The organism is Megamonas sp. Calf98-2 (assembly GCF_900110235.1).
GTDB lineage: Bacteria > Bacillota > Negativicutes > Selenomonadales > Selenomonadaceae > Megamonas > Megamonas funiformis.
On the sequence record NZ_FOCY01000012.1, the window covers coordinates 1 to 24535 of the forward strand.

Annotated in this window: 22 protein-coding genes, 1 other RNA gene, 1 pseudogene and 1 CRISPR repeat array; of the genes and pseudogenes, 4 read left to right on the forward strand and 20 right to left on the reverse strand. The window is 33.7% G+C overall.

The window, feature by feature from the left end:
- Positions 1 to 306, forward strand: a pseudogene (locus BMX03_RS04830) (transposase); the annotation flags it as partial.
- An 85-nt stretch (positions 307 to 391) separates the two neighbouring features.
- On the opposite strand, the gene BMX03_RS04835 reads toward BMX03_RS04830, so the two are convergent.
- From BMX03_RS04835 to BMX03_RS04930, 20 genes are all read right to left on the reverse strand, one after another.
- Positions 392 to 973 carry a xanthine phosphoribosyltransferase gene (locus BMX03_RS04835; protein WP_022228026.1) on the reverse strand — a complete coding sequence of 194 codons (582 nt, stop codon included), beginning with the start codon at positions 971 to 973 and terminating at the stop codon, positions 392 to 394.
- Between the two features lie 166 nt (positions 974 to 1139).
- Positions 1140 to 3434 (reverse strand): xanthine dehydrogenase family protein molybdopterin-binding subunit, encoded by a 2295-nt coding sequence (locus tag BMX03_RS04840; RefSeq protein ID WP_091694145.1) that lies wholly within the window; start codon positions 3432 to 3434, stop codon positions 1140 to 1142.
- Positions 3431 to 3904 carry a (2Fe-2S)-binding protein gene (locus tag BMX03_RS04845; RefSeq protein ID WP_091694147.1) on the reverse strand — a complete coding sequence of 158 codons (474 nt, stop codon included), beginning with the start codon at positions 3902 to 3904 and terminating at the stop codon, positions 3431 to 3433. Before BMX03_RS04845 ends, BMX03_RS04840 begins: the two co-directional genes overlap by 4 nt.
- On the reverse strand, positions 3904 to 4695 hold the full coding sequence (locus BMX03_RS04850; RefSeq protein ID WP_091694148.1) for an FAD binding domain-containing protein: 792 nt from the start codon (positions 4693 to 4695) through the stop codon (positions 3904 to 3906). The genes BMX03_RS04845 and BMX03_RS04850 overlap by 1 nt, the downstream gene beginning before the upstream one ends.
- A gap of 65 nt (positions 4696 to 4760) precedes the next feature.
- Positions 4761 to 5636 (reverse strand): CvfB family protein, encoded by an 876-nt coding sequence (locus BMX03_RS04855; RefSeq protein WP_091694151.1) that lies wholly within the window; start codon positions 5634 to 5636, stop codon positions 4761 to 4763.
- A gap of 22 nt (positions 5637 to 5658) precedes the next feature.
- Positions 5659 to 6009 (reverse strand): ribosome silencing factor, encoded by a 351-nt coding sequence (rsfS, locus tag BMX03_RS04860; protein ID WP_091694153.1) that lies wholly within the window; start codon positions 6007 to 6009, stop codon positions 5659 to 5661.
- Positions 6010 to 6045: 36 nt separating this feature from the next.
- Positions 6046 to 7077 carry an LCP family protein gene (locus BMX03_RS04865; RefSeq protein ID WP_022228022.1) on the reverse strand — a complete coding sequence of 344 codons (1032 nt, stop codon included), beginning with the start codon at positions 7075 to 7077 and terminating at the stop codon, positions 6046 to 6048.
- A 1-nt stretch (position 7078) separates the two neighbouring features.
- Complete coding sequence (gene yqeK / locus BMX03_RS04870) at positions 7079 to 7651, reverse strand: bis(5'-nucleosyl)-tetraphosphatase (symmetrical) YqeK (protein ID WP_018998725.1); 573 nt, start codon at positions 7649 to 7651, stop codon at positions 7079 to 7081.
- 138 nt (positions 7652 to 7789) lie between these two features.
- Positions 7790 to 8141, reverse strand: an RNA gene (gene rnpB / locus BMX03_RS04875) — RNase P RNA component class A.
- Between the two features lie 41 nt (positions 8142 to 8182).
- The gene (locus BMX03_RS04880; protein ID WP_091694156.1) at positions 8183 to 8977 is read right to left on the reverse strand and encodes a TrmH family RNA methyltransferase; all 795 of its coding nucleotides are present in this window, start codon (positions 8975 to 8977) and stop codon (positions 8183 to 8185) included.
- Positions 8977 to 9651, reverse strand: a complete 675-nt coding sequence (locus BMX03_RS04885) for a potassium channel family protein (RefSeq protein ID WP_008537371.1) — start codon at positions 9649 to 9651, stop codon at positions 8977 to 8979. Before BMX03_RS04885 ends, BMX03_RS04880 begins: the two co-directional genes overlap by 1 nt.
- 43 nt (positions 9652 to 9694) lie before the next feature.
- Positions 9695 to 10312 (reverse strand): Holliday junction branch migration protein RuvA, encoded by a 618-nt coding sequence (ruvA, locus tag BMX03_RS04890; RefSeq protein ID WP_022228020.1) that lies wholly within the window; start codon positions 10310 to 10312, stop codon positions 9695 to 9697.
- A 45-nt stretch (positions 10313 to 10357) separates the two neighbouring features.
- Positions 10358 to 10852: a crossover junction endodeoxyribonuclease RuvC gene (gene ruvC, locus BMX03_RS04895; RefSeq protein WP_008537374.1), complete on the reverse strand. Its 495-nt coding sequence runs from the start codon at positions 10850 to 10852 to the stop codon at positions 10358 to 10360.
- A 135-nt stretch (positions 10853 to 10987) separates the two neighbouring features.
- Complete coding sequence (locus BMX03_RS04900) at positions 10988 to 11584, reverse strand: nitroreductase family protein (protein ID WP_022228019.1); 597 nt, start codon at positions 11582 to 11584, stop codon at positions 10988 to 10990.
- Positions 11585 to 11652: 68 nt separating this feature from the next.
- Complete coding sequence (locus BMX03_RS04905; protein WP_091694159.1) at positions 11653 to 12384, reverse strand: YebC/PmpR family DNA-binding transcriptional regulator; 732 nt, start codon at positions 12382 to 12384, stop codon at positions 11653 to 11655.
- A 284-nt stretch (positions 12385 to 12668) separates the two neighbouring features.
- Complete coding sequence (gene tyrS, locus BMX03_RS04910; protein WP_008537377.1) at positions 12669 to 13886, reverse strand: tyrosine--tRNA ligase; 1218 nt, start codon at positions 13884 to 13886, stop codon at positions 12669 to 12671.
- 33 nt (positions 13887 to 13919) lie between these two features.
- The gene (locus tag BMX03_RS04915) at positions 13920 to 16082 is read right to left on the reverse strand and encodes a transglycosylase domain-containing protein (protein WP_022228018.1); all 2163 of its coding nucleotides are present in this window, start codon (positions 16080 to 16082) and stop codon (positions 13920 to 13922) included.
- Between the two features lie 65 nt (positions 16083 to 16147).
- Entirely contained in the window at positions 16148 to 18517 is a 2370-nt protein-coding gene (locus tag BMX03_RS04920) for an endonuclease MutS2 (protein WP_091694162.1), read from the reverse strand.
- Between the two features lie 25 nt (positions 18518 to 18542).
- Positions 18543 to 21026, reverse strand: coding sequence for a U32 family peptidase (locus BMX03_RS04925; RefSeq protein ID WP_091694165.1), 2484 nt, complete (start codon positions 21024 to 21026; stop codon positions 18543 to 18545).
- A gap of 115 nt (positions 21027 to 21141) precedes the next feature.
- Positions 21142 to 21408, reverse strand: coding sequence for a cell division protein ZapA (locus BMX03_RS04930; RefSeq protein ID WP_008537382.1), 267 nt, complete (start codon positions 21406 to 21408; stop codon positions 21142 to 21144).
- 158 nt (positions 21409 to 21566) lie between these two features.
- Between BMX03_RS04930 and BMX03_RS04935 the strand changes: the two genes are divergently transcribed.
- The 3 genes from BMX03_RS04935 to BMX03_RS04945 are packed head-to-tail and all read left to right on the forward strand — an operon-like array spanning position 21567 to position 24184.
- Entirely contained in the window at positions 21567 to 23252 is a 1686-nt protein-coding gene (locus BMX03_RS04935; RefSeq protein ID WP_091694167.1) for a DUF4127 family protein, read from the forward strand.
- A 17-nt stretch (positions 23253 to 23269) separates the two neighbouring features.
- Positions 23270 to 23563, forward strand: coding sequence for a hypothetical protein (locus BMX03_RS04940; RefSeq protein ID WP_369816096.1), 294 nt, complete (start codon positions 23270 to 23272; stop codon positions 23561 to 23563).
- Between the two features lie 21 nt (positions 23564 to 23584).
- Positions 23585 to 24184: a LysO family transporter gene (locus tag BMX03_RS04945; RefSeq protein ID WP_015563275.1), complete on the forward strand. Its 600-nt coding sequence runs from the start codon at positions 23585 to 23587 to the stop codon at positions 24182 to 24184.
- A 47-nt stretch (positions 24185 to 24231) separates the two neighbouring features.
- Positions 24232 to 24527: direct repeats of the CRISPR family, unit length 30 nt; unit sequence ATTCAAATACAACACTTGTTAAAGTTAAAT.
- The last annotated feature ends 8 nt before the right edge of the window (positions 24528 to 24535 follow it).

The window sequence follows — 24535 nt, forward strand, 5'->3', positions numbered from 1 at the left end:
GGGATAATTCTACATTCAGACCAAGGATGGCAATATCAAAATAAGAGGTATCAGAGGTTATTAAAAGAAAAAGGCATTATCCAAAGCATGAGCCGAAAAGGCAATTGCTTAGATAATGCCGTAATAGAAAACTTCTTTGGTTTGCTAAAAAGCGAATTATTCTATTAAAAAAAATTCAAATCCGTTGAAGATTTTATAAAAGAGTTAAAATCTTATATAAAAGATTATAATACAAAACGGATAAAGATAAAACTAAAAGGACTTAGTCCTGTAGAATACAGAATTAAGTTTCAATTAGTAGCCTAATTAATATGTCCAATATTTTGGGTGCACATCATTAGAGCAAAAATCTAATTATTAAATGCTTTTATTTTAATAATAAATACATATATTATTGTTCTCTAAAATTAATTTTACCTGTAACATCGTCCATAGAATCAACAATAGCAAGAGATTCCAAATGAACACCTTGAGCGCGTAAATCAGCGCCACCTTTTTGGAAGCCTTTTTCAATGACGATACCAGCACCAATAAGTTCAGCACCAGCGGATTTTATGATTTCGATAAGACCTTTTAAAGCATTTCCATTAGCTAAAAAGTCATCAATTAATAATACCTTATCTTCTTTAGTTAAGAATTTTTTAGAAACAATTACATCATAAACTTTATTATGAGTGAAAGATTCTACCTTACTTGTATATACGGCACCTGCAATATTTTTAGATTTACTTTTTTTAGCGAAAACTACAGGTACATCAAAAAATTCAGCAACAATGCAAGCAATACCTATACCAGAAGCTTCAATAGTGAGTATTTTTGTAATTTCTTCATTAGCGAATAATCGCTTAAATTCTTTACCTATTTCACGGAATAATTTGATATCCATTTGGTGATTTAAAAAGCTATCAACTTTTAAAACATTTCCTTCTCTAACGATACCATCTTTTTGTATTCTCTCTTCGAGTAATCGCATGCGACTTTTCCTCCTAAAAATTTTCCGTCTATAAATATATAAACTATATTTTACCTATTTTTTGCGATTGTTGCAAGATTTTTCTAATGGATATATAAGAAAAAATAGGCTAGATATAATCTAACCTATTTAAATCTCAAAAAATTTATATATAGATGACTTATTTTTATTTATTTAATAAAGCCATAGCAATTTTTTCGCTAGTGATAGGAAGTTCTTTGAACCAAACGCCAGTAGCATTGTAAATCGCATGAGCTAATGCTGGTGAAGGTGTATTGATAACGATTTCACCGATAGATTTTGCACCAAATGGACCAGATTGTTCATAGCTATTAGCAAATTCCACGCGAAGTTTACCCATATCAAGACGAGATGGCACTTTATATTGCATAAAGGAATTTTCAGCGAGAACACCTTTTTTATTGTAAGTTACATCTTCATATAATGCCATGCCGATACCTTGAACGATACCACCTTCTGTTTGTACACGTGCAAGATTTGGATTGATTGGAGTACCGCAGTCAACTACAGCACAGTAATCAAGGATTTCTACATGACCTGTTTCCTTATCAAGTTCTATTTCTACCATGCCAGCCATAAATGGTGGTGGAGATGATGGCATAGAATTTGATTCAGTATGTTGAAGTGATTGAGTTGCACCGCACATAGAACTTACAGCTATATCATTTAAAGAAACGCTTTCATTTGTATGCATATTGATTACAGATTTACCATCAAAATCAACATCATCAATAGAACATTTGAGCATATTAGCACCAAATGCTTTGATTTTAGCGATTAAGCCAAGAGCAGTTTTTTCTACAGCTTTACCAGTTACATAAGTTGTACTAGATGCATAAGAACCAGAATCATAAGGTGTTGCATCTGTATCAGCTGCGATTACAGAGATATTTTCTAATGGACACATCAATACTTCTGCTGCTATTTGAGCTAAGATAGTATCACAGCCTGTACCCATATCGGCAGAACTGATGGATAAAGTGTAAATTCCTTCATCATTTAATTTTAATGTAGCAGAACCAACGTCAACACATGTGATACCAGAGCCTTGCATTGCCATAGCCATACCAACACTGCGGATTTTGCCATTGCCCATATCGCGAGCAGGATATTTTTCGTCCCAGCCAATCATTTCTTTACAGCGAGCTACACAGCGGTCAAGTGTACAGCTTGTAGCAGTTTCACCATAATAAGCTGGCATAACGTCGCCTTCTTTGACAAGGTTCATTTCACGAAGTTTTACAGGGTCAATATTTAATTTGCTAGCAAGTTCATTAACAGCACTTTCTACAGCGAAAATACCTTGAGTTGCACCGTAGCCACGATAAGCACCAGCACTCATTACATTTGTATATACTACATCATAAGCAAATTTAAATGCTTTTAAGCCACGATAAAGTGGAATGGATTTATGACCAGATAAGCCAACAGTTGTTGGACCATGTTCTCCATAAGCACCAGTATTAGAAAGTGTATATACATCTATAGCTTGGATTTTACCTTCTTTTGTAGCACCAATTCGCACGGAAACTTTCATTTCATGGCGAGGTGTAGAAGCTATTTGACATTCTGTACGAGTGAAAATCATTTTGGAAGGTTTTCCTGTTTTATAAGTTACAAAAGCAGGGAAAACTTCAGCTACTACAGTTTGTTTTGCACCAAAACCGCCACCAATACGAGGTTTTGTTACACGAATTTTTGATTGAGAAATATCAAGAGCGTGAGCTACGATACGGCGAACATGGAATACAATCTGTGTGGAGCTTATGATATTTAAGCGATTATAAGTATCCATATAGCAATATGTGCAGAATGGTTCCATCATAGCTTGTTGACAAGCTTTTGTATGATAAGTTCCTTCAACTACAACATCACAATTTTTTAATACTTCATCAATATCGCCTTCACCTTCAGAGCCACAAGCACAGAGATTGCGTTTATTATCTGCACCGACAGGAGCAAGAGAACGCCATGTATCTTCAGGATGAACGAGAATTTTATTATCTTTAGATTTACGGAAATCTAATAATGGTTCTAAAACTTGATATTGAACTTTGATTAATTTTAAAGCTTTATCTACAGCTTGTTCATTTTCCCCAGCAACGATAGCTACAGGGTCACCAACATAGCGAACATGTTTATCTAAAATCAAACGGTCATAAGGGCTAGGTTCAGGATAAGTCTGACCTGCCATAGTGAAGCGTTTTTGAGATACATCTTGATAAGTGAAAATAGCTTCGATACCAGGAACTTTACTAGCTATAGTTGTATTGATATTTTCAATGATAGCATTGGCATGAGGACTGCGTAAAACTTTTACAATCAAGCAATCTTTTGGTGCAACATCATCAAGATATACAGGTTTACCTGTAACAAGTGACATAGCATCAGATTTCATGATAGGTTGATTGACATATTTTAAATTATCTAAATTAGTCATGCTTGTTCCTCCGTTTTACCATTTTTATAATCTAAAAAGGCACGAATACCACGAAGTTGACCTTCATAACCAGAACAACGGCAGAGATTACCAGCTAAATATTCAAGAATTTCTTCATCGGAAGGATTAGGATTTTCTCTAAATAAAGCAATGGCATTCATGATGAAACCTGGATTGCAAAAACCGCATTGTTCGGCACCTTGATTGGCAATGAAAGCACCAAATTCACGAGCTTCTTCTTGGAGTCCTTCAAGTGTAGTTATATGCTTGCCATCAACACGAGCGGCGAGCATAGAGCAAGATAATACAGGTTTATCTTCAACAAATAAAGTACAAAGCCCACAGTTTGAAGTGTCGCAACCACGTTTTACGCTACTACAGCCATGTTTGCGGACAAAATCTATCAATAATGTATCAGATGAAATTTCTTCACTGATTTTTTTCCCATTGAGCCATACATTTAAAATCATTAAGCATTTCCTCCTATAGATACTAAAGCACGTTTGACTAAAACATATGCTAAATGTTTGCGATATTGTGCAGAACCACGAATATTAGAGTCTGTTTTTACGTTATCTTTTACATAATTTGCAAATGTTTCAATAGTTTCAGGTGATACTTTTTCACCTAAGATATTTTCTTCATCAGCAATGATTACTGCACGATGAGGAGTAGCACCTATTACAGCTTGCCATTTGTCATGAAGTTTAGATACAGCAACAGCCAATACAGGAAAATCTGTTTTTGTCTGTCTATGTGATAAATATGCACAATTTAAAGCAGTTTTTTTCACAATGATATTGACTAAAACATCATTATCATAAGGCATTTTAGCAAATTCACTGATAGGAATGATACCTGCAAGATGAAGTTCTACATAAGCATCAAGAGCCATAAATACAGTTAATACATCAGAAAATCCATAACGACCATATATACTACCACCAACAGTAGCAAGATTTCTAAATTGTACACCGACAATATGACGCATAGCTTCTTTCATGCTGTTATTAGTATATTGATTTAAACCAGCATGAAGTTCTAAATCGCGTAATGTTGTCATAGCACCGATTTTAAATTCTGTATCAGTTTCTTCGATAGTATCTAAATTTAAACCAGATAAATCGATAGCGATATTTACATTATCAGTTTGCATTTTCAACCATAACATACCGCCAATGATGCGATTAGTCTTTTTTTGATTTAATTCATAAGCTTCTTCTATAGAGGATACTTTGCGAAATTCTTTGATTGTAAGCACAAAATGCTCTCCTTTCCTTGCTCAAAAAAAAGCTATCCGGCAAAATATGTCAGATAGCTTGTAGGTTATTCTTGTGATATTAAACAAGTCCAACCATCTTTTTGTTCTACTTTGCCTTCCTTCATTAAATGTCCTAATGCACGTTTAAAGGCAGATTTACTGATACCAAAGCGTTCACGAATAACTTCAGAAGCGGTTTCATCACAATAAGGCATTTTGCCACCTCGAGCTATAAGTGTATCATAAAGCATTTGAGCATCAAGATTAATAGCTTTTTCTTTGATTGGTCGCATAGAAACATTGATACGACCATCATCACGAATAAAAGTAATACGTGTAGTTAAAGTCTGTCCAACACGTGGTTTAGTAGTCATTTCACGCTTATCTAAAAAAGCGATAAAACGTTCGTCTGTGAAGATAAAAGCACCTTGTTCTGTAAAATTATAAACAGAGCCAGAAACCATATCGCCGACTTTTACATTGTCAGCAGGACGAGAAGCACGACGAATTTCATCTTCAACCTTCATAGTCATAGCTAATCGACCAGATTTATCTGTGTATAATTTTGCCCAAACGACTTCGCCTACTTGCAATTTTCCTCGCATACCAGCATATGGCATAAAGATACCACGTTCAGCACCGACATCTAAAAATGCACCATCACGGCTAGTATTGATTACTTTTAAACGAGCAATCTGTCCTTCACGCATTCTAGGAGTTCTCATACTGGCAGTAAGTCGTCCATGTGGGTCTTTATATAAAAACACAGATACTTTATCGTCAGGCTTTACAGGAGAGGTTTGTTGTAATTTATGCAACAAAATATCATCACTAGTATTGCCTGTTTGGGCATCTAAAAATGCGCCCATTTCACCAACACGTGCGACTTTCATAGTTACTACAGTACTTGGTTGATATTTTTTTTGTTGTTTTTCTATCAATATATTTATTTAACCTCGTTGTTTAATCTTCGTATTCAACAGTAGGAGCTTCGCCCCATAAGCTTTCTAGACTATAGAAACGACGAGCTTCTTCAGTGAAGATATGAGCAACGCAATTTCCGAAGTCTAATAATATCCATTCAGCATTTTGATATCCTTCTTTATGCAAGAATTCTTCACCAGCTTGAGTCATTTCATCTTCAATATTGTCAGCTATAGCACGAACTTGAGTTGCTGTAGTAGCACTACATACGATGAAATAATCAGTAGTAGTAGTTAAATCATGCATATTCATAATCATAATATCTAATGCTTTTTTATCGCTAGCAGCTTTTGCTATTAATTGGCTTTTTTCTTGAGAAGTTAAGGTCATATAAACACTTGCCTTTCTATAATAATTTATTTATGGTTATTCTTCAGCGTCCTCAGTGGTATCTTCTGGAACTGGAGGGAACATATCATTTATTTCTTGTTCTACGCGGGCATTATCTGGTACCCAATCGCCAGTTGGAGTGAGATTACCTGGAAGCATTTTAATTTTTATTTCTGTAGTGCTAAGAGTATCTAATAAATTTATCAGATTAGAAATATCTAAAATGTTAATATTAGTATCAATATTATTTTCCCAAATATCAAGAATTGTTGGCAATGTAGGAATTGTTTCCAAGGACATCATTTTTTCGAATAAAGCTTTGGCAAATTTTTGCTGACGTTGAATACGACCAATATCACCTAAATCATCATTGCGAAAGATGAGATATTGTTGAGACATATCGCCAGTTAAATGTTGATATCCTTGAGTGAGATGGACAGAAGTGCCACTTACAGGGTCTTCATAATCCATATTATTTTCTACATATAAATTAATTCCACCAATAGTATCTACAAATTTAGCTATACTTTTACGGTCTAAAGCTACATATTGAGTTATTGGTATATTTAATAATTGGGAAACAGTATTAACTGTCAAAGGTGCACCACCATAATAATAAGTGAAGCTGAGATATTCTGGGTCTTTGCGACCATCTATAGAGGTCTTGATTGTTCTAGGTAGAGATAAGAAACGTATTTCCCCATTAGTATGATCCATGCTTACAAGCATGAGAGCATCTGCATAACGACCAGATTCAGCAATACCTTCAACAGGTTTATCATCTATACCAATGAATAAAATATTAGTGTAATTTTCAAAACGTCTATCAGTGAATTGCGGTGGAATAGGTGGTTTTTGTGGTTTGCTAGGATGTGCTTCTTGGTATTGAGCATATTTAAAACTACCCCAAGAATAAATTTCAGAAATTACAATATATGAGCCATATACAATACCAGATAAAAGTATAAGTACAAGCAATAAACGACCAAGGCGTATACGTTTAATAAGTGGCTTTTTCGTTTTTCTATTCGTAGTTTTTGTTGAAGTTTTAATCTTTTTTGAGGGCATATTATAATTCTCGTTGGAGGAGAATTTCATTACGCGCAGCTACTGTATATGGGTGAATAGTATGTCCTTTACGCATAATAAATAATATGGATTGGTTAAAAGCACTTATCATCACAGTATCAAGGTCTTGTGTCATGGCTTGTTTGCGAAGTTTATCTAAGCCTTCAAATTTACGATGAGGTTCTATCATATCGGCAAGATAAACTATTTTGTCGAGTTTAGACATATTAGCTCCGCCAACAGTATGAGAAGCGATAGCTTTTAAAATAGCAGTATCATGAACATCATATTTTTCTTTAGCAATAGCAGTGCCGAGTGGGGCATGCATTAAAATAGGTAATTGACGGTCAATATCTGTAATATAGAGATGACGTTTTTCACATTCAGCAATTAAATCTTCGGTTGCAAACTCACGTGCACAATCGTGCAATAAGCCAGCAATAGCAGCTTGTTCTTCATCTACGCCAAATCGTTTTGCCAAGATGATGGCAGTATCCATTACCCCAAGACAATGAGCATAACGATTAGGTTTCAAATTTGATTGTAAAATAGTTTGCATTTGATTAATATCCACAAGAAACTCCTTCTTTATCCTAGATTAAAATAAATTTTATTAATGTAAATAGTTATTGCTAAATATATTTTAATATATTTAGCTTAAAAATCAAATAGTTAAAATAAAAAAACTGCCAATAAGGCAGTTTTCACTAAAGATATGAGTAATCAATAAGCCGAGTTTTGTTCCACTTGCGTGGTGATAATCATTTATCTGGACTTATAGTTACCTATAAGCTCTAGCGACACAACCCGGAAGGCTCAGCGGGCCACTTCATCCCTTCCCTATTCGGTCTTGCTCCATGTGGGGTTTACCTAGCCATACAGTCACCTGCATGCTGGTGCGCTCTTACCGCACCTTTCCACCCTTACCTGTATACACAGGCGGTTTAAGTTTCTATAGCACTTTCCCTGAGGTCACCCTCGCTGGACGTTATCCAGCACATTGCCCTGTGGAGCCCGGACTTTCCTCATATACAAAAAGTATACGCGATTATCTTTCATACTCATGTCTTTAGCTATTAGATTATAGCATTGATTTTTACTGTGGTCAAATATTTTGGCGACAATATTCGTACATAATCATCGAACCAGCATTTGCCACGTTCAATGATTCAGCATCGCCTTTCATCGGAATGTATATTTTAGCATTACATTTGTCTAATAAATTATCAGAAACACCATTGGCTTCATTGCCCAAAATAATAGCACAATCTTGAGGATAGGAAATATCCCATGAAGCTTTGGCACTATTATCTAAAGCTGTAGCATAAAGTGTTAAATTATGATTTTGACAAAAAGATAATAAATCTTGTTCAGAAATTTTAGTGATTATAGGGAGATTGAATAAAGAACCCATCGCAGAACGCACTACTTTTGGAGAATAGATATCGGCTGTTCCATTTAGGCAGATAATGGCTTTTACACCCATAGCATCAGATGTGCGAATGATGGTACCGATATTTCCAGGGTCTTGTAATCTATCTAAAATCAGATAAAGTCCTGATTTATTTATTGTAGCTAAATCATCTAAATTGTGATTTTGTATAGGTAAAATCAACATTAATCCCTGTGGAGATTGAGTATCGCTGATTTTTTGATAAATATGTTCAGGAATTTCAAAACAAGGACAATTTAATTGTTCTAAAATGGATTTTCCGCGTTCATTTGTAAAGGCTTTTTGTGTGAAAAAACACATTTGCACGGAAATATTTTTGGCAATAACCATTTCAGCATTGCGAATACCTTCTAATATAAATAATTGGTATTTGTCGCGATATTTTTTTTGCTGGAGGCTTAAAGCCATTTTGACTTTGGCATTAGTTAAACTTGTGATTAGCTCCATTATTTTTCTAGAGCCTCCAAGCCATTGATACTTTCATTGCTACCAACAACGATAGCGATATCATTTTCGAGTAATACTTCTGTAGGAAGTGGAGAAATAATTAAATTATCATGACGTTTGATAGCAACAACGTTTAAGCCATATTTAGCACGGATATTTGATTCGCTGAGTGTTTTATTGCGGATAGCTTTTGGCACAGCGATTTCCACGATACTGAATTTTGGTGATAATTCAATATAATCCATGATATTTGTAGAAGCAAGGTTATAAGCAACACGGCGAGCCATATCTCGCTCTGGCGCAACAATGCGGTTAGCTCCGATTTTTTCCAATACTTTGATTTGCAATGGACTTTTAGCGATAGCTACGATATAAGGAACACCGATTTCTTTTAATTGAAGTGTAGTCATGATATTAGCTTCAGTATCATCACCGATAGCCACGATTACAACGTCAAAATTTAAAATGCCTAAAGAGCGAAGTGCTTCTTCATCTGTAGTATCTGCTTGAACTACATGAGTTACTTCATGGCTAAAGTCTTGGACTTTTTCCATATCTTTATCAATAGCAAGAACATCATAGCCCATTTCATGAAGAGATTTAGCGATATTTCTGCCAAATCTGCCAAGACCGACTACGGCAAATTGACGTTCATTTTGCGGAGAAAATTTCATAATAAAAGCTCCTTTATTTAATCTATTATGTTATATTTTTGTTTTAGCTTAAGGATAATTCTTTGAGTGCAAATTTAATAATATCTTCTGTATTGGTCATATTGCCAGCTTTTTTGAGTACAGAATTGATTTCTGGTTTTGTATAGCCAAGAGAAAGAAGGGCTTGAGTTGCTTCTTCATACATATCTATTTTTTCATCTTCGCTAGGTGTATCAATCAAGATTGGTTGGTCTAAGACTTCATCAGAAATACTTAAGTTAAGTTCAGTTAATTTATCTTTTAATTCCAAGACAATGCGTTCAGCTGTTTTCTTGCCAATTCCAGGGGCATTGGTGAGTAGGCTGACTTGTTTATTTTGGATAGCCCAGATGAGTTTTTCACTAGAAAGACTAGAGAGCAGACCAAGCCCAGCTTTAGGGCCAATCTTAGATACGGAAATCAATTTGCAAAATACATCATATTCTAATTGATTGATGAAACCGTATAATAACATGGCATCTTCACGCACACTTAAATAAGTAAAGAGTTTGATTTCTTCATTCATTTTTAATTGTGCACGTGTGCTAGTGCTGATAAATACGCGATAGCCGACACCATGAACATCAATAAAGCAAAAATCACTGGCAATATAAGTGACTTTTCCTTGTAAATATCCTATCATAAAATCTTTCCTTGTTAATTTATTTATTAATCATTATTAATTTAATTATAATTTATTTCGCCATGTGAGGCTATTCATACAATGAGTAGTACAGATAGCTACAGCTAGAGCGTCGGCGACATCATCAGGTTTTGGCGGTTCAGGAAGATGGAGCAATTTTGTTACCATATAGATAACTTGTTCTTTGCTCGCTCTGCCAAAGCCTACTACGGATTGCTTGATTTGTAGCGGTGTGCGTTCGACTAATTCAATTTGATTTTCGGCTGCGGTCAATAAGACGATACCACGAGCTTGACCGACAGGAATGGCAGTAGTTACATTGCGATTGAAAAATAATTGTTCTACGCCCATTACATCAGGTTTATATTTTTGAATAATATCTGTAAGTTCACGATGAATTTTTAATAATCTATCTTGTGGTCGCATCTGTGGACTCGTCAAAATAGCTCCATATTCAATGGCTTTTAGACGGCTTCCTTGCATATCTACAAGACCATAACCACAGATAGCAGTCCCAGGGTCAATACCTAAAGCAAGCATAAAATCCTCCTTTTAGTATATCAAATTTAGCAAAAATGTGCAGTTCACATTATATCATGATTAACTAGTTTTTAAAAATAACAAAAGTCATGTTTAAATATATTATTCAAACATGACTATAATTTTATATTGATTTTAATAAATTTTTAAGCGAGTGGAAATATCTTCAATATATTTTTCATTTGGTTGTGCTTCAATGCTACCAAATGGCATTTGAGCTGTTAATTTCCATGTATCAGGAATAGAGAATAATTCTTTGATTTTATCATCAATTAAAGGATTATAATGTTGAAGATTAGCTCCGATATTTGCTTGGCTTAATGCTGTCCAGATATTATTTTGAAGCATACCATTTGCTTGATTTGACCATGTGGAGAAATTTTCAGCATACATAGCATAAGTTTCTTTTAATTCATTGATGATTTCAGTGTCTTCAAAAAATAAGATAGTGCCAACGCCAGCTTTGAATTTATTGATTTTATTTTGAGCTACAGCGAAAGTTTCTTCTTTTTTAGCTAATTTTTCTTTTAAAATATCTGTAGTAATTTGCCAAATCTGTTGATGTTTTTCACCAAAGGCGATAATAACATTTGTTGTAGGATAGTTAAAAGCAGATGGGCTATATTTTAGACAATCGGAGATGATAGAAGTTATTTCTTTATTAGATAAATTAACATTAGTGCCTAAATTATAGATACTGCGACGATTTTTTAAGGCTTGTAAAAATTCCATGATAAATACCTCGATTATATATCTTTAGATAAAAATAGACGCAGTTATTACTGCGTCTAAAGATTATTTTATTCTTCGTCCATTTCGTAGTTGGAATAAACGTTTTGAACATCATCATGTTCTTCAAGCATATCGATAAGAGTCTGCATTTTTTCAGCGTCTTTGCCTTCAACTTTAACAGTAGTATCAGGAATCATAGTGATTTCGGATTCAACTGTTTCAATGTTGTTTTCTTCTAATGCTTGAGAGATTGTATCGAAATCTTCAGGAGCAGCAGTGATTTCAAAAGAATCATCTTCTGCTTTGAAGTCTTCAGCACCAGCATCAAGAGCAATCATCATAAGGCTTTCTTCATCATCGAAAGCTTCTTTGTCTACAACAAAAATTGCTTTTTTGTGAAACATCCAGCCTACGCAACCAGTTTCGCCGAGGTTTCCGCCGTATTTGGAGAATAAATGACGAATATCAGCAGCTGTACGATTGCGGTTATCTGTCATAACTTCGAGCATAACAGCAGAACCTGCTGGACCGTAACCTTCATAAATTAATTCTTCGTAATTGCTACCATCAGAAGCACCTAAGCCTTTTTGAATAGCACGATTGATATTATCTTTAGGAATATTGTTAGATTTAGCTTTGCTTAAAGCTAATTTAAGACGCATATTACCAGTAGGGTCAGCACCACCCATACGAACAGCAATAGTGATTTCACGACCAATTTTTGTAGTCATTTTTGCACGAATGGCATCATTTGCACCTTTTTTTCGTTTAATATTGGCCCATTTAGAATGTCCTGACATCTTTTAAACGCACTCCTTAATAAATTAAACTATAAATTATCTAATATGTAATAGATAAGTAAAGAAAATTTTAAGATTTAGATAAAACTTTGTAAGAAAATATCTTTTTAGAGTATACCATAAAAAAACGAGTATTTGCAAATCATTTAAAAGGTTCATTTCTTTATTGATTGAGAAATAAATTAAATATAGTAATTATAGTCTACTGATAAAGATAAAAAGCTAGAATATATCAATATTATTATGGAATATATTCTAGCTTTTTGTTTATAATTTTATGATTTTTATGCTTTGATTAGACGATAGAATTTCTTTTTACCTTTGCGAACGATCATATCGCCATTTGCAAGGTCTTCTGCTGTTAATACTTTTTCTACGTCAGTCCATTTGTCATCGCCAATGGATACACCATTTTGAGCGATTAGACGACGACCAGCACCTTTGGATTCAAATACTTTGTTATCTACTAAGATATCAAGTAATTTTTTGCCAAAGTCTGCTTCTGTAATAGTGATAGTTGGAGCATTGTCCATATTACCTTTACCACTGAAAAGTGCTTGAGCAGCTTCTTGAGCTTTTTTAGCTTCTTCTTCGCCATGAACGAGTTTTGTAACTTCATAAGCGAGAACTTGTTTTGCTTCGTTGATTTTTTGGTCTTTGTAGCTACCAAGGCGACGAACTTCGTCCATTGGTAAGAATGTGAGAAGTGCAAGACATTTTTCTACATCGCTGTCAGCAACATTTCTCCAGTATTGATAGAAGTCGTATGGAGAAGTTTTTTCAGGGTCGAGCCAAAGTGCGCCTTTTGCTGTTTTACCCATTTTTTTACCTTCACTGTTAGTGAGAAGGTTGAATGTCATACCATAAGAAGGTTTTGCTTCTTTACGACGAATGAGTTCAACACCAGCAATGATGTTAGACCATTGGTCATCGCCACCTAATTCAAGTACACAGCCATAACGACGATTTAATTCCATGAAGTCATAAGCCTGCATGATCATATAATTGAATTCAAGGAATGTTAAACCACGTTCTAAACGTTGTTTGTAACATTCAGCAGTAAGCATGCGATTAACAGAGAAATGTGGACCAACATCGCGAAGTAATTCAATGTAATTTAATTTGCGAAGCCAATCACCATTGTTGATCATTAAAGCTTTACCATCAGAGAAATCGATAAAGCGTTCCATTTGTTTTTTGAAGCAATTGCAATTATGTTCAATATCTTCATCAGTTAACATTTTACGCATATCTGTACGACCAGAAGGGTCACCTACAGTACCAGTACCGCCACCAACTAAGCAAATAGGGCGATGACCTGCTTTTTGCATATGAGACATAGCCATTAAAGCTAAGAAATGACCAACATGAAGGCTGTCTGCTGTTGGGTCAAATCCCATATAAAATGTAACTTGCTCAGTTTCTAAAGCTTTTTTTAGTTCTTCTTCGTGTGTTACTTGAGCTAAGTAACCACGTTCTTTAAGTGTATCAAATACGCTCACAAAAAGTCCTCCTAAATTTTGTATGATTATCTATTAATTTAACCCTTTGCCTTGTTGAATACTTGGTTCAGGTAAATTTTGCCTTGGAGCTGGAAGAGATGGTTGCTCGATATTTTCTTCAATTGGTTCATTTTCATCAATTGGCTGTTGAGCATCATTTGGGTTTGTCTGTTCATTATGAACAGGTTTTTGTTTATCAGGTGCTTCTTTTGATGGTTTTTCTTTTTCATGAGCAACATCTTTAGCTGTAGTTTTAGCATTGCTTTCTACATTTTGAACTGGATTATCAATGGAAGTATCTGAACCATCAAAGTTTTTAGCTGGTATAGATGCAAGTGCTGTTTTCATGAAGTTTTGCCAAATTTTCGCAGGTGTAGTACCACCAGTAATACCAGGCATAACATCATTATCATCACAGCCCATCCATACTACTGTTACTAAATCAGGTGTATAACCTGCAAACCAAGCATCTTGGTAATTATCGGTAGTTCCTGTTTTACCAGCAGCAGGTCTGTTGATATTAGCAGCTTTACCTGTGCCCTTAGTGATAACATCTTCAAGCATATCTGTTAATAAAGTAGCAGTGCGTTCAGATAAAACTTGTTTAGTTTCTGGTGTATGTTCATAAATAGTTTTGCCTTTGCGGTCAACGACTTTAACTATAGCAGTTGGTTTTGTATAAACGCCATGATTTGCAAAAGCACTATAAGCACCAGCCATATCAAGAACAGTTACCCCATTTGTGAGACCACCGATGGAAGCAGCTAAGTTTTTATCATTTGCATCTTTAGAATTTAATTCTAATGTGGATATACCTAAATTTTGAGCTGTTAATAAAACTTTATCGATAGATAATTTTTCTGCTAAACGAATAGTAGGTATATTTAAAGAATTAATAGCTGTTTGACGCATGGAGACTGTACCTCTAAATGTACGGTCATAGTTTTGAGGTTGCCAATCACCTAATTTGAAAGGTTTATCCTCAATAGTAGTATCTGGTGTCATTTTATTTTCTAAAGCAGTAGCAAAAGTAAATGGTTTAAATGCTGAACCAGGTTGACGTACAGCAAGTACAGCACGATTGAATTGGTCAGTACCACGACCGCCAACCATAGCTTTGATATATCCTGTTTTAGGGTCGATAGCTACGAGTGCGCCTTGTGGTTGAGTAAGACCATTAGCATCATTGTAATAAGTTGGTAATAAACTATTTACAGATTGTTCAGCAGCTTTTTGCATGTTCATGTCAATGGAAACATAAATTTTTAAGCCTTCTTTATATACTGCATCAGCACCGAATTTATCAATCATTTCTTGAGTTACATAATCAATAAAATATGAAGCAGTATTATCATTTTCTTGTTCTTTAGGATTTACAAGTCGTAAACTTTCAGCTTTTGTTTTAGCTGCTGTAGTAGAATCTATATAGCCATATTTTACCATTTGGTCTAAAACTTCTGCTTTACGTTCATTAGCAGCACCTAAATTATTAAGTGGTGAATAATAATTTGGACTACGAGGTATACCAGCAAGCATTGCACATTCTGACAAATCTAATTGACTTACATCTTTGCCAAAATATGTCTGTGCAGCAGCTTGAACACCATAAGCACCTCTACCAAAATAAATTTGGTTGAGATACATTTCTAAAATTTCTTCTTTAGTATATTGTCTTTCTAAGCGAAGAGCAATGAAAAATTCTTGAATTTTTCGTTTGAATGTACGGTCTTGTGATAAAAAAGCATTTTTGGCTAATTGTTGAGTGATAGTACTACCACCTTCAGCCACTTCACCGCTTGTTAAATTAGAATAAATCGCACGGAAAATACCTCTAGGGTCAATACCGTTATGTTCATAAAAGCGATTATCTTCGACAGCGATAAAAGCATTTTGTAGATTAGCAGGGATTTTATCTAAAGTCACTAATGTACGATTTTCAGTAGCGTGAATATTAGTGATTAGATTGCCATTCATATCGAGAATTTGAGAAGAAGCAGGTGGGTGAATATCAGAAACATCTTTATCACCATCAAGGCCAATAGCAACTAACCCACAACCAACACCTAAAAATACAACTATAAATAGCGTTAAAAGTGCTAAGAAAAATTTTTTGAAGCCAAAAGATTTTTTCTTATTTTTTTTATCAGTTGCATGATTAGAGGTTGATTTTTTTTCGTTAAAAGGCTGTTTATCCATAGAATACACCTCAAATATTTATAATACTATGTTTAGTTTTGGTAAAAATATAGTAATTATTTGCGTTATTTTAATTTTACAGCGGTTACCCCACTACCGCCTTCGTCCATATCACCAAGAGTATAGCTTAAAACATTGCGATGATTTTTGAGATATTCTTGAATACCTTTGCGCAGAGCTCCTGTACCTTTACCATGAATGATTAATACTCTTGAAAGACCAGAAATTACAGCATCATCGAGATATTTGCTAACAACTTCAATAGCTTCATCAACCATTAAGCCTCTGATATCTACTTCTGTACTAATTTGGCTGACTTTAGCTAGCATATTGAAGCCACCAGCTTTTTTAGATGGTGCAGTTTCTTTTACTTTAACAGCATGAGAAACGAAAGAGCAATCTTTAGCTTTAACATTCATTTTTAAACTGCCCAATTGAACAGTTAATTCTTTACCACTGATATCAGTGATAGTTCCTTTTTGGCGAAGTTTATTTACATATACGATATCACCAACAGCAATGGTTTTAATATCGACAGCTTCACCTGGTTTATTTGGATCATCATTTTGTTGACTTACTTTATCCAAACGACCACGTAATTTATGACGAGCAGCATCTATTGTTTCTTGACGTTTTTTCATTCCCTGGTCGTTAAATTGGGCTTTCAATTCTTTGATGATTTCTTCAGATTCGCGACGAGTACGGCGAAGTAAACTAGCACATTGTTCTTTAGTTTTACGAAGTGTTTGCTCTTTTTTCTTAGCCATTTCTTGCTTCATATCGGCAAGTTGTTTTTCTAATTTTTCAATGCGTTGTTGACGTTCAGCAATATCAGCATTTTTTTGTTCATACATCAATTTTTCATTTTCTAGTGTATTTAATACATTTTCAAATTGAGCATGGTCTGCTTTGATGAGTTGTTGTGCACGTAAAATTAAAGTATCTGATAAACCTAATCTTTTACTTATAGCAAAAGCATTACTAGCCCCTGGCGTACCTATCAATAATCGGTAAGTAGGGCGAAGGGATTTGATGTCAAATTCCACACAAGCATTTTCAATGCCTTCTTTAGAATAAGCAAAAGTCTTTAACTCGTTATAGTGAGTAGTAGCTACAGTGCAAGCGCCAATTTCCATCAATCTTTCTAAGATTGACATAGCAAGGGCAGCACCTTCTTCTGGGTCAGTACCAGAACCTACTTCATCTAATAAGAGCAAGTCATCATGTTCAATATTATTCAAGATATTTACGATATTGCGCATATGAGCGGAAAATGTACTGAGGCTCTGTTCAATGCTTTGCTCATCACCGATATCAGCATAGACATTTTGGAAAATGGAAATTTTGGAACCAGATTGAACAGGGATAAAAAGACCAGATTGAGTCATTAAAACTAATAAGCCTAAAGTTTTCATGCTCACTGTTTTACCACCTGTGTTTGGCCCTGTAATCAATAAAGTGCGATATCCTTCGCCAAGCCTGATATCAATAGGAACGACGTTATCTTTATTGAGTAATGGGTGGCGAGCTTTAGCTAAATTGACGATACCTTCATCATTGATTTCAGGCATAGTAGCACGCATTTTACGGGCTAATTTTGCCTTAGCAAAAGCAAAGTCTAACTGAGCCATGATTTCACAATTATGAAGTAAACTATCAGCATTTTTGGCTATTTTTTCAGAAATCACTTTTAAGATGCGTTCAATTTCACGTTTTTCATCAATGACTAATTGTTTGATATCATTATTTAAATCAACAATGGACATAGGTTCGATAAATAAGGTTGAACCACTAGAGGATTGGTCATGTACGACACCTGGGAAATGTTGACGATATTCTTGTTTGATAGGGATAACATAGCGTTCATCACGGATAGTAACGATATTATCCTGAAAATATTTTTGATAATCAGGATTTTTTAAAATACCATCAAGATTTGTTTTGATGCGACGCTGTGAAGATTTGATTTCACGGCGAATACGCATAAGTTCAACGCTAGCACTATCACGCATAGAGCCATGTTCATCGACAATATTATCTATTTCACGTTCAAGTTGCCCTAAGATTTCAATAGATTTTGCCCATTCTTTAAATTGGGGACTATCTATTTCTAATTCTTTGAAGAATTTTTTGAGATTACGCATTGCGTACATGGTATTTAAAATATCAAGTAATGAATTTATTTCAATTACTAGACCTAAAGATGTTTTCTTTAATAATGAACGAATATCATGAATACCGCCAAAAGGTGGTTCAGAGCTAATTAAAATGTTACTAGCTTCTTGTGTATGTGAAAGATTTTCAATTACTTCGTCAATATCGCTACTTGGTAATAGTTTTTCAGCAAGTTCTTTTCCCATACTAGAAGTAGCCATATTTTGTAGCATAGTGATAATTTTGGCATATTCTAAAGTTTTAAATACGGATTGATTCATTTGTTAAAAAGATACCTTCCTTAAATTATTCTACTCCACGGAAGTAGTGACCACGAGTAATATTTTGTTCATATTTAGTGATATTTTCAGGCATTAAAGCAAGATGATTTTTGCCTTCAAGGATAATTTCTTTATAGAGTTTAGTGAATTTAGCTAATTTTTCTTTGGACATATATCTGCCATCTAAGCGAATGCGGTCAATATGAAGATTGCTAAATTCTGGAACATGAGCTAGCATATTTAATTCTTTAGCATTTAATAAATGCATATGACAATATTGGTCTGTTACGATAGGGAATTTTTCATTTTTGCGGTCGCAAAGCCAATAATTATTTTTTTCGCAAGGTTTTGTACAAGTGCCTTTATCTAAATTGCCTAAGAAACTGCCAAGCACACAATATTCAGATACCATAAGTTCCATATTGCCATGAACGATACATTCAAGAGGCAATGTAGAAGCTTCATTTAATGTTTTTATCTGTTTAAAGTTTAATTCAGGGGAAACAGTAGCTCCCTTAATGTCATAATTATTTAGGAAAGTTAAAGTTACATCATTATAAACATTGAAGGAGAAATCTGCCCAGATAGTGATATCTGTAAATTGTTTGATTAAGTACATTTGCGCTAAAGTATGTGCATAAATCATATCTGGAGCGATATCTTTTATTTTTGTAAGCCAATTTGTAAAAGCTGTTTGTTCATTATCGCGCATGATACGAGGTGTAGCAAAAGCAATTTTAATATTAGCTTCACGGCAAAGTCTTGTAGCTTCAGCATACATTTCAGCAGTGATGAATTGATGATTATAAGATTCGCCACCGAATAAAACAATATCTGCTTGATTATCAATAGCTGTCTGTACTTTAGCAATAGTATCAACAGCGACTACAAGTTGAGGTCTATTTGTCTGATTGAATGATTTGGAAGCTAAATCCTGTTGCCAAATAGTATTATCAATTTTAGCAATCTGTGGACGATGATAAGCTTCAAGGCGCATGGACATTAATTTTTCAATTAATAAGCGACGAATATCATTCATGACGCTCATAGGCACAATGACATTTTCATCAATAGTGCAAGATAAATTTTCTAATTGATAAATAGTATTGCCTAAACGTTCCATCTGTTTTTGTACTGTTGATTTATCCATAGCGCGTTTTAGAGCTGTTTCAACAATGAAATCACTAGTTATTTGAGCACTATAACCATCTTCATCAGTAGCTTTTAATATAAAAGGCTCATTGAGTTTAGCAATAGCTTCGATATTTAAATTTATTTTGCGTATTGGTGAAGCACTAGTATAATAACTGCGAGCTTTTTGCATGAGATTAGCATCAAAAACTTTAAATATACGGTCATGTGGGTGTACGCGATTTGGTACAGGAATGATGACTTCCATGCCAGCACTAGCAGAAGTTATTTCTTTATTTTTATAGATGATTTTAGATACATTAGTACTTACACGACCGCCGACTTTTACCCAGAAATCAATAGTATCACCGATATTTACATCATCAGTGAGTTTCATGATAGCTTGACGTTTATTATCATCATAGCGAATTACTCTACCTACGAGGCGACCACGATTGTTTGGTCGTTTATCGCTCATCATGAATTTACCTTGTTTTTTCTCTAAATAAGCAGTAGTAAAATCACGATTGAATATTTGAGAAAGATTTTTTTGAATATCTTCTTGAACTTCTGTATGGCTATAATAAGAGTCGATTTTTTGGCGGTAAGCGTCAACAACGACAGCTACGTATTCTGGTTTTTTCATGCGTCCTTCAAGTTTTAAAGAAACGACACCAGCTTCGATAAATTCAGGAATTAATTCAAGTGTATTCATGTCGCGAGGACTCAATAAATATTGTCCAGTGTCTTTTAAAACATTGTTATTGTTTTTATCAACTAAAGTATAAGGTAGACGACATGGTTGAGCACAGCGACCACGGTTACCACTTCTGCCACCAATCATACTACTCATTAAGCATTGACCGGAATAGCATACACATAAGGCACCATGAGCGAAAACTTCAATTTCTACATCGCTATTACGGCAGATATGAATAATATCTTTTAATGTTACTTCACGAGATAAAACGACACGTGAAAAACCAAGTTCTTGAAGAGCAAGAACACCAGCTAAATTATTCACTGTCATTTGTGTACTAGCGTGTAATGGTAAATCAGGAGCTACAAGTTGAGCTAAACGTGCAGCACCTAAATCTTGAACGAGTACAGCATCAGCACCTATTTCATAAAGAAAACGAAAATAATCTGCAAGTGCAGGTATTTCAGAATTGTCTACTAAAGTATTTACAGTTACATGGATTTTTACATTGCGTAAATGAGCAAATTCAATGGCCTCTTTTAAGCCTTGTTCATCAAAATTATTGGCATAAGCTCTTGCACCGAACATTTTGCCTGAAAGATAAATAGCATCGGCACCACTTTCTACAGCGGCTTTTAATGCTTCCATACTTCCAGCAGGGGCTAATAATTCTATCAAAATATTTTCCTCCAGTTATTTTCTTAGCTTATTATAATACACAGAGTATAAAAAATAAATGGTAGTGCCATTAAAATGCCTACCATTAGTGTATGTCTTCATGTTATTTTTTAGCTTATTTATGTTTATTAGAGCGATTTTCATCAAGAATATCCCAAAATTCATTATAATCTTTTTTCAAGCGAATTAATTGTTCAGCTATTTGAAGTGCTGTCAATACTGCTACTCTATCTGGTGGCAAATATTGGTTTTGTTTAGTCATAAGACGAATATTTTCATCTACTATTTTAGCAGCTTCTTGAATGTCATTGATATCACTATCTTTAGAATAGCGGAGAGGATATTTTACTCCCAAAATTTCTACAGTTACTTTGTTATTCATAAAATCACCTTAATATTTTAAAATAAGCCACGATATATTTAGTATATCAATATTATATACTAATACTATTTTTATAGCAAAGTATTTTACAAGATATTCATTTGACACTAATTTATATATTTTTTAAAATGTAATAAATATCTATGGAGAAGTAAAAAATGAAATTTAAATCATATATAAAACAAAAATGGTTATTATCGATTATAGCAGTAACTTTAATGATTGTTTATTACTTGAATTTTATTCAACTACCTCCTGCTGTATCTGTGGAATTGCAACAAAACTATAAATATAAATTAATTTTGATACCATTAGATACAAGACCGCCATGTCAAAAAATGGTGGTAGATGCAGGAAAGATGGCAGGTGTACAGATTATAACACCGCCGTCAGAGATAATGGATTATTATACTAAAGAAGGCGATACAAAAAAAATACAAAAATGGCTGATGGATAATATTGATAAATCAGATGGGGTAATTGTGTCTATTGACCAATTATTGCATGGAGGTTTATTAGCTTCACGTGAGTCAGGGACAAAACAAGATGAGTCGCAAATTTTATTAAAATTTATGCGTGATTTGAAAACAAAAGCGAAAGATAAACCAATTTATGCTTTTAATGTTTTGCCAAGGATAACACCACCGCCAACTTTAGAAAGTGATAGTAAAAAAATGATAAAGATATCTCGTCTTATTGATGAGATAAGTATTTTTGAAAATGAAGATGATATAAAATTATTGGCAGATTTAAAAGAAGATATAAAACAAGAAGACTTAGATATTTATTTAGATTTATTTAGACGTAATACAGCTTTAAATAAAGAATTGATAAATCTAGTTAAAGAAGGCATCATAACAAAATTAGTGATTGGTCAAGATGATGGTGAAGATTTTGGCATACCAAATATGGAGAAAAAAAGTCTTGTAAATTATGTTCATTCTTTAGGTATTAGTAATGATGTTGTGATGATAACTAAAGGTGCAGATGAGGTGGCTTTATCACTATTAGCTAATTTTGTGCAGACAAAGACAAATTATCAACCTAAAGTATATGTAGAGTATAATGATGAGAAAGCTATGCGCACAGTTATGCCGTTTATGGCAGGTTCAGTAGGTTCTACAGTAGAAGAAAAATTAGTGATGGCAAATGCTAAAAAAGTAAATTCACCACAAGAAGCTGGCTTGATTTTATATGTTTTTATTGGTAATGATGAAAATATGTCTACACAGAGACAATCTGCATTAAAGATAAAAAAATATTTAGAGCAAGGTAAAAAAGTCGCTTTAGTTGATTTAAGTAAGCATTTTTCAGCAAATGAAGTATTATTTCCTACATTATTAAAAGAGGATGTGCCGATTAATGAATTAACTTCTTATGCTGGTTGGAATACAGCTAGTAATTCCATTGGTACAGCATTGGCGAATGCTGTTATTTATAAGGCGATAAGACCAACATTTAATACAACAAATGATATGCTTGCTGTAGAGTATAATCGTTTAAATATAAATTATGAAAGATTTCTAGAAGATTATTATTATCTAAAAGAAGTGATTGATGTAATGAATATTACTTTGAAAAATCATGGTTATGAAAATGTAAATGATTTGGATATGGAACATAATTATATTTGGATGAATAAATTACTACAATCTGATATGCAAAAGAGAGCAAATCAATTAAATAATAGTGAAGTTTTTAAAATGCCTTTTAAAGTGCAAACACCAGAGGGAGTATTTGACTTGACTATTCGCAATTTGCAGGTTGATGTATTTTTCCCATGGCCAAGGACTTTTGAAGTATATTTAGATGTAAGATTAAATTTATATAGATTAAATAATTAAATATACAAATTTAAGGAGTGACTTTTTTGGTAGAAACATTGATTATGGTATTAGGTGTAATAGCAGGATTTAGCCTGTTAAAAGTGAAAGAACATAGGCGAATAGCTGTGGTAAATTTAAATAATAAGGTACAGTTAATAGCAGTAGCTTTAATTATTTTTATCATGGGAATAAATTTAGGTAGTATGGAAGATTTTGCACATAAGATGCTGACCATGGGATTACAAAGTTTAGTATTTGCTATAATTCCTACAGTATTTTCAGTAATTATAGTATATATTTTTAGCAAATTATTTATTGTAAAAAATTAAATAGTAAAAGAAGGTTTGTAGATGGTTTATATTGCATTATGTGCATTGATTTTAGGAATTATTTTTGGTCAATTTGTACTTGATAGTACATGGCATGATTTATGTAGTGAATTAGCAGATTATGTCTTATATTTATTGATGTTTTCTGTAGGTATAAGCGTGGGTATGAATGAATCAATAATTGAGAAGATAAAAAATTATAATTTGACAATATTATTGATTCCTATAGGTGTAATTATTGGGTCTGTTTTTGGCGGATTTATTTGCAGTTATATTTTTGATATGAATTTGGTGTATAGTTTATCTATTGGTGCATCTATGGGCTGGTATAGTTTATCAGGGGTAATGCTTGAAACACTAGCAAATGCACAGATAGGCACAATAGCCTTTTTGAGTAGCTTGATGAGAGAATTTATCGCTTTTATGATGATTCCAGTTTTAGTAAAATATTTAAATACATTTGCAGCTATAGGAGCAGCAGGTGCAACAAGCGAAGACTCCACTTTGCCTATGCTTATAAAATATAGTAGTGAAGAATTTATTATTATATCTGTAATTAATGGTGTATTATGTTCAGTAGCCGTACCAATTTTAATAAACTTTTTCTTTTCCACATTATAAAATTAATAAAAAAGCTGTAACATTGAGAAATTCTCTTTGTTACAGCTTTTTTTGTACAACACTTGTTAAAGTTAAATAAAAGTATATAAATGGCTACCAATGGCAACAGGTGGCATTCAAATACAACACTTGTTAAAGTTAAATCTTTTCCTTTCTTTTTTTGTTGTGTTATTATTTTATATATTCAAATACAACACTTGTTAAAGTTAAATGGAGTAAAATATGGCTTTAGACGTAAATAAATTTAAATTCAAATACAACACTTGTTAAAGTTAAATTCCAGTATTTAAGGAATTACTTAAGTTGCTATAAAATTCAAATACAACACTTGTTAAAGTTAAATGTAATTGG

Bases quoted from the DNA above. Each gene is read 5' to 3' on its own strand.
- BMX03_RS04835 (WP_022228026.1), bottom strand. From the start codon at position 973: ATGCGATTACTCGAAGAGAGAATACAAAAAGATGGTATCGTTAGAGAA.
- BMX03_RS04840 (WP_091694145.1), bottom strand. From the start codon at position 3,434: ATGACTAATTTAGATAATTTAAAATATGTCAATCAACCTATCATGAAA.
- BMX03_RS04845 (WP_091694147.1), bottom strand. From the start codon at position 3,904: ATGATTTTAAATGTATGGCTCAATGGGAAAAAAATCAGTGAAGAAATT.
- rsfS (WP_091694153.1), bottom strand. From the start codon at position 6,009: ATGACCTTAACTTCTCAAGAAAAAAGCCAATTAATAGCAAAAGCTGCT.
- BMX03_RS04865 (WP_022228022.1), bottom strand. From the start codon at position 7,077: ATGCCCTCAAAAAAGATTAAAACTTCAACAAAAACTACGAATAGAAAA.
- BMX03_RS04880 (WP_091694156.1), bottom strand. From the start codon at position 8,977: ATGGAGCTAATCACAAGTTTAACTAATGCCAAAGTCAAAATGGCTTTA.
- BMX03_RS04885 (WP_008537371.1), bottom strand. From the start codon at position 9,651: ATGAAATTTTCTCCGCAAAATGAACGTCAATTTGCCGTAGTCGGTCTT.
- ruvA (WP_022228020.1), bottom strand. From the start codon at position 10,312: ATGATAGGATATTTACAAGGAAAAGTCACTTATATTGCCAGTGATTTT.
- ruvC (WP_008537374.1), bottom strand. From the start codon at position 10,852: ATGCTTGCTTTAGGTATTGACCCTGGGACTGCTATCTGTGGTTATGGT.
- BMX03_RS04900 (WP_022228019.1), bottom strand. From the start codon at position 11,584: ATGGAATTTTTACAAGCCTTAAAAAATCGTCGCAGTATCTATAATTTA.
- BMX03_RS04905 (WP_091694159.1), bottom strand. From the start codon at position 12,384: ATGTCAGGACATTCTAAATGGGCCAATATTAAACGAAAAAAAGGTGCA.
- BMX03_RS04915 (WP_022228018.1), bottom strand. From the start codon at position 16,082: ATGGATAAACAGCCTTTTAACGAAAAAAAATCAACCTCTAATCATGCA.
- BMX03_RS04920 (WP_091694162.1), bottom strand. From the start codon at position 18,517: ATGAATCAATCCGTATTTAAAACTTTAGAATATGCCAAAATTATCACT.
- BMX03_RS04930 (WP_008537382.1), bottom strand. From the start codon at position 21,408: ATGAATAACAAAGTAACTGTAGAAATTTTGGGAGTAAAATATCCTCTC.
- BMX03_RS04935 (WP_091694167.1), top strand. From the start codon at position 21,567: ATGAAATTTAAATCATATATAAAACAAAAATGGTTATTATCGATTATA.
- BMX03_RS04945 (WP_015563275.1), top strand. From the start codon at position 23,585: ATGGTTTATATTGCATTATGTGCATTGATTTTAGGAATTATTTTTGGT.